Origin of the sequence: Bartonella sp. CE47NXGY, from assembly GCF_042195415.1 — a bacterium.
Classification (GTDB): domain Bacteria; phylum Pseudomonadota; class Alphaproteobacteria; order Rhizobiales; family Rhizobiaceae; genus Bartonella.
In genome coordinates this window covers 17533-21489 of the sequence record NZ_JBHIOI010000026.1, presented here as the reverse complement: position 1 = coordinate 21489, position 3957 = coordinate 17533, and the positions used below count along the sequence as shown (strand labels likewise).

General features: G+C 36.5%; 5 protein-coding genes. 2 read left to right on the top strand and 3 right to left on the bottom strand.

The window, feature by feature from the left end; genetic code table 11:
• The coding region (locus ACFIL3_RS07465; protein ID WP_375681998.1) for a DUF6460 domain-containing protein at positions 1-126 on the top strand (126 nt) is incomplete at its 5' end.
• Positions 127-148: 22 nt separating this feature from the next.
• Here the strand turns inward: ACFIL3_RS07465 and ACFIL3_RS07460 are convergent.
• The 3 genes from ACFIL3_RS07460 to ACFIL3_RS07450 all read right to left on the bottom strand — a co-directional run bounded on the left by ACFIL3_RS07460 (position 149) and on the right by ACFIL3_RS07450 (position 2878).
• Positions 149-958, bottom strand: coding sequence for a TIGR02186 family protein (locus ACFIL3_RS07460; RefSeq protein ID WP_273790722.1), 810 nt, complete (start codon positions 956-958; stop codon positions 149-151).
• Between the two features lie 2 nt (positions 959-960).
• A complete protein-coding gene (locus ACFIL3_RS07455; RefSeq protein ID WP_375634912.1) occupies positions 961-1881 on the bottom strand; it encodes a sulfite exporter TauE/SafE family protein in 921 nt (306 codons plus the stop codon).
• 178 nt (positions 1882-2059) lie between these two features.
• Positions 2060-2878: a hypothetical protein gene (locus ACFIL3_RS07450; RefSeq protein ID WP_375681997.1), complete on the bottom strand. Its 819-nt coding sequence runs from the start codon at positions 2876-2878 to the stop codon at positions 2060-2062.
• 513 nt (positions 2879-3391) lie between these two features.
• Between ACFIL3_RS07450 and ACFIL3_RS07445 the strand changes: the two genes are divergently transcribed.
• Positions 3392-3957 (top strand): electron transfer flavoprotein subunit beta/FixA family protein (locus ACFIL3_RS07445; RefSeq protein WP_375681996.1); only part of this gene is annotated, 566 nt, incomplete at its 3' end.

Genomic DNA, 3957 nt, shown 5'->3' with positions numbered 1-3957 from the left:
GATTTTTTTCAATCACTATGGGAAGCAGGATTTATAACGCTTACAAATTTCTTCCATATAACTATGACAGGAGCTATTGTTGTTGTGCCTATTTTTCTTATCTTACGAATTTTTCATAAAAAATAAAAGCCTTAACATTTTCCTTGCGTTAATCTTTTCGAAAAATCAAACGACATAAAAATCCTGTAGTAATAGCAATAATCACTGCAACAATACCGTATAAAAAACGATACTTGTGCGCTGCATAAAAAATTGTATAGGTGATATGTGCTTTAACAATTTCAAGAGTCGTTGTTGCGCTATCAATAAACTGTCCATCACGAAAAAGATAAGCACGAACTTTATAATGTCCAACTGGGATATTTGCTGGCAAACGAAAATGCGCTGTGAAAAGTGTGTCAGAACCAAAACGAACCCCACCCACTTCCTCATAATAAAGGCTTTTAGCTTTTTGCAATTTTATAAGTTCATCGCGAAAGATTTGTATTTTTTTCTGATCTTGTTCATCCGTCTGCAATGGCAAATAGAGTAATCCTAACCCTAAGCGTTTATAATCTTCAATGCTCGTAATATCGTCAATTTCACGTGTTGTGACCATAGAGTAAAAAAGAGGAACCTTTTTAAAAATAAGAGAATCTGTATTGACCCATACACCGGCATTGCGTTTTTTTTCTCGCATCACCATTGTCCGATCTTGTCCCTCCAAGCTTACAACAATATCATAACGGTTCTGTCGAGAATATAAAGGATCAATATTTTCTAAAACACCAGCAATATAAAGATCACGACCAGCAAAATTTGCATCCACAGTAATCGTATTCGTTGTTACAATAATTTGGACAGTTTCGTGGTCAACTTGATCAATGAATGTAGCTGGCGTCCCAACATGTGACCATGTAGAAAAAGAAATAAAACAAAAGCAACCTGTAATGATGTATAAAGAAAATAATCTACCCATTTTTATCTCATAAGAATATCCAGAGAGAAAAGATTATCAGGGCGTATAAATAATTGAAAAGCAAGACGCATACACACAATCAACACTAAAAATGCAAGTGCCATACGCAATTGTTCAGCCTTTAACTTCCGTCCAACCCGTGTTCCATATTGCGCACCAATACTTCCTCCAAGCATTAACAAAAAAGCCAAGACAATATCAACGGACTGATTAGTCATACTTTGCAAAACTGTCGTGAAAGAAGACACAAATGTAATCTGAAAAAGTGAAGTCCCAATCACCACACTGGTTGGAACACGCAGAAGATAAATCAATGCTGGGATCATAAAGAACCCCCCACCAATTCCCATAATAGAAGACAACAACCCCACGATGAGACCAATCCCTAAAACTGGAATAATGCTAACATATATCATAGATGTCCGAAAACGCATTTTTAAGGGTAAGCGATGAATCCAGTTATGTCGACCAGCAAGACGAATATTGGCTTTTCCTGCCTTACGCTTGCGCATCATATCATACCAACTTTCAACGATCATCAAGCTTCCTACACTTCCAAGAAGAATCACATAAAGAAGCGAAATCATTAAATCTAATTGACCTAACTTTTTCAAAACAGAGAAAACCTGAATCCCGATTAAAGAACCAATCCCTCCTCCAAGCGCCAAAAGAATACCAAGTTTAATATCGAGCGTACGTCTTCTAAAATGTGTAATTGCTCCTGTTACAGATGAAGCAATCATCTGGTTGGCACCTGTTCCAACAGCAATAGCAGGAGGAATATTATAAAAAATCAATAACGGCGTGATGAGAAACCCACCACCGATTCCAAAAAGTCCTGAAAAAAAACCAGCAACGACTCCCATACCAATCAAGATCAGCATATTGAGTGACATTTCAGCAATTGGTAAATAAATACTCACTTACAGAACCTTCAAGATAATTTGAGGTTTTTTTACAATTAGAGAATCCTTCTCCAATTATCCTCTTTTCCAATAATCTCTGTTGCGTGTTTAAAAGGATAATTTTAGTTGCTATAGCTTCCGCACAAACACGAATGCGCAATACATTTCACATCTATTAACATCAACATCATAAAAATTAAAAAAAACGAGCTCCTTTTAAAAAGCTATAAAAACATAACGTTATCGCTACCACAAATGCAACGGTTAAAAAACAAAGAACACCTTTTTTTAGCAAATAAGATAAAAACGACACATGTTCCCGAGACTGCGTCCTTAAAGAAGAAAAATCATTCTCAATGCAATGATTAGATGCCTGAGCACCCATCATCCCCTTTTCTTTTATCACAGCATGCTTCACTACTCCCTCAACCTTTTTAAAAGAAGATTGCAGAGCATCACTGGGCAAAGGGCTTCTATTTTCTTGCTGCAACGTATTTTCAACATTTGTTTGGAGTGAAATTATGCTGTTTTCTTTCGAAAAATTTTGCACCTTTTGAAGTAATAAGCGTTCTTGATTTCCCTCACATTCCATGTGAGCAAGTTTTTGTACAACAGAATCAGGTGATTTTGAACGAGACACCCGTCGTGTTACCGCTGCTTCTTCTAAGCTTTTTTTTTCACTCTGCAAACTTTGAACAATTGTTTTAATCTGCTCTAAAGACTGGAAAAGCTTTTTTTCTCTTTGACGACGTATATAATGTTCAGCCAAAATGGCCCGACTAATATCATCTAAGTAAGATTTAAAATGCTCTTCTACCGAATTCTGCTGCATTAAAGAACGAGGCGAATGCTTCATTTGCATTTGCGCATAAACGGTGCGTAATTTTTGAGCAATATCCGACATCGTTACTTCTACAGAAGTATCCATTCTCTCTTTCTGTTCAACAAAAGAAAAGACTTTATCGTTCCTAACCTGTTTGGTCGCCTGGTCGATCGTATGACCCTTCGTATTCACAAACGCCTACCCCTCATTAACCTTTTTGAAAAGAATCGCAACAAATGATGAAAAAGTGTGCTCTATTTTAGTAAATAGAGCTTTAAGAACTTCCAAAAACTTTTTTGTTAGAAATATTTTCCCCAATCTTTATCTAAAATATTTGAAAGAAAGATCTTTAATTTTTCTATCTTCAAGATTTGAAGAGCAAAATCATTCCCCCATTTTTATCTTTTTCACTTAATTTTTCATTGCATAAAGGACCTATTGCACCATCATAAACAAAGCATAAGAAACTAAAAAAGAATATTCTCACAAGACAGTTTGATTTTTTTACTTTTTATTCAAGCAAATAAGGCAATTATGGCAATGCAAAAATATGAAGATTGAAAATGACGACGAGAAAGTACAAGTAAACATAAAAAAGCTTATACGAAAGAGAACACAAGTTATAAATTGAGACTTCATTCTAAACAATTTGGTTTCTTATGAGTATTGCTATAAACTTGTAACATACAAACAAAGAGGATCATTATGAAGATAATTGTCGCTGTCAAACGTGTTGTTGATTATAACATCAAGATACGCGTCAAACCGGATAGTACAGGCGTTGATCTGTCTCACGTAAAAATGTCTATGAATCCTTTTGATGAGATAGCCGTGGAGGAGGCCATTCGCCAAAAAGAATCCGGTAAAATTTCAGAAGTTCTTCTTGTTTCAATTGGCCCAGAAGCAGCTCAAGAAACTCTACGAACAGGACTTGCAATGGGAGCTGATCGCGCACTTCTTGTCACAACGGATCAAACACTTGAACCCTTAGCAATTGCTAAGATTCTCAAAACCATTGTTGATGAAGAAAAACCCGACATGGTCTTTTTAGGAAAACAAGCAATTGATGACGATAGCAACCAAACAGGACAAATGCTCGCTGCTCTTCTTGGGTGGGGACAAGCAACTTTTGCCTCACATCTTAACATAGAAAATGGGCATGCTACAGTTACTCGTGAAGTTGATAATGGAACACAAACCCTTTGTCTTCCCCTTCCCATGGTTATGACCGCCGATCTACGGCTCAATGAACCGCGTTACACCTCTCTCCC

Coding starts and splice junctions, on each gene's coding strand:
- ACFIL3_RS07460 (WP_273790722.1), bottom strand. CDS start 958: ATGGGTAGATTATTTTCTTTATACATCATTACAGGTTGCTTTTGTTTT.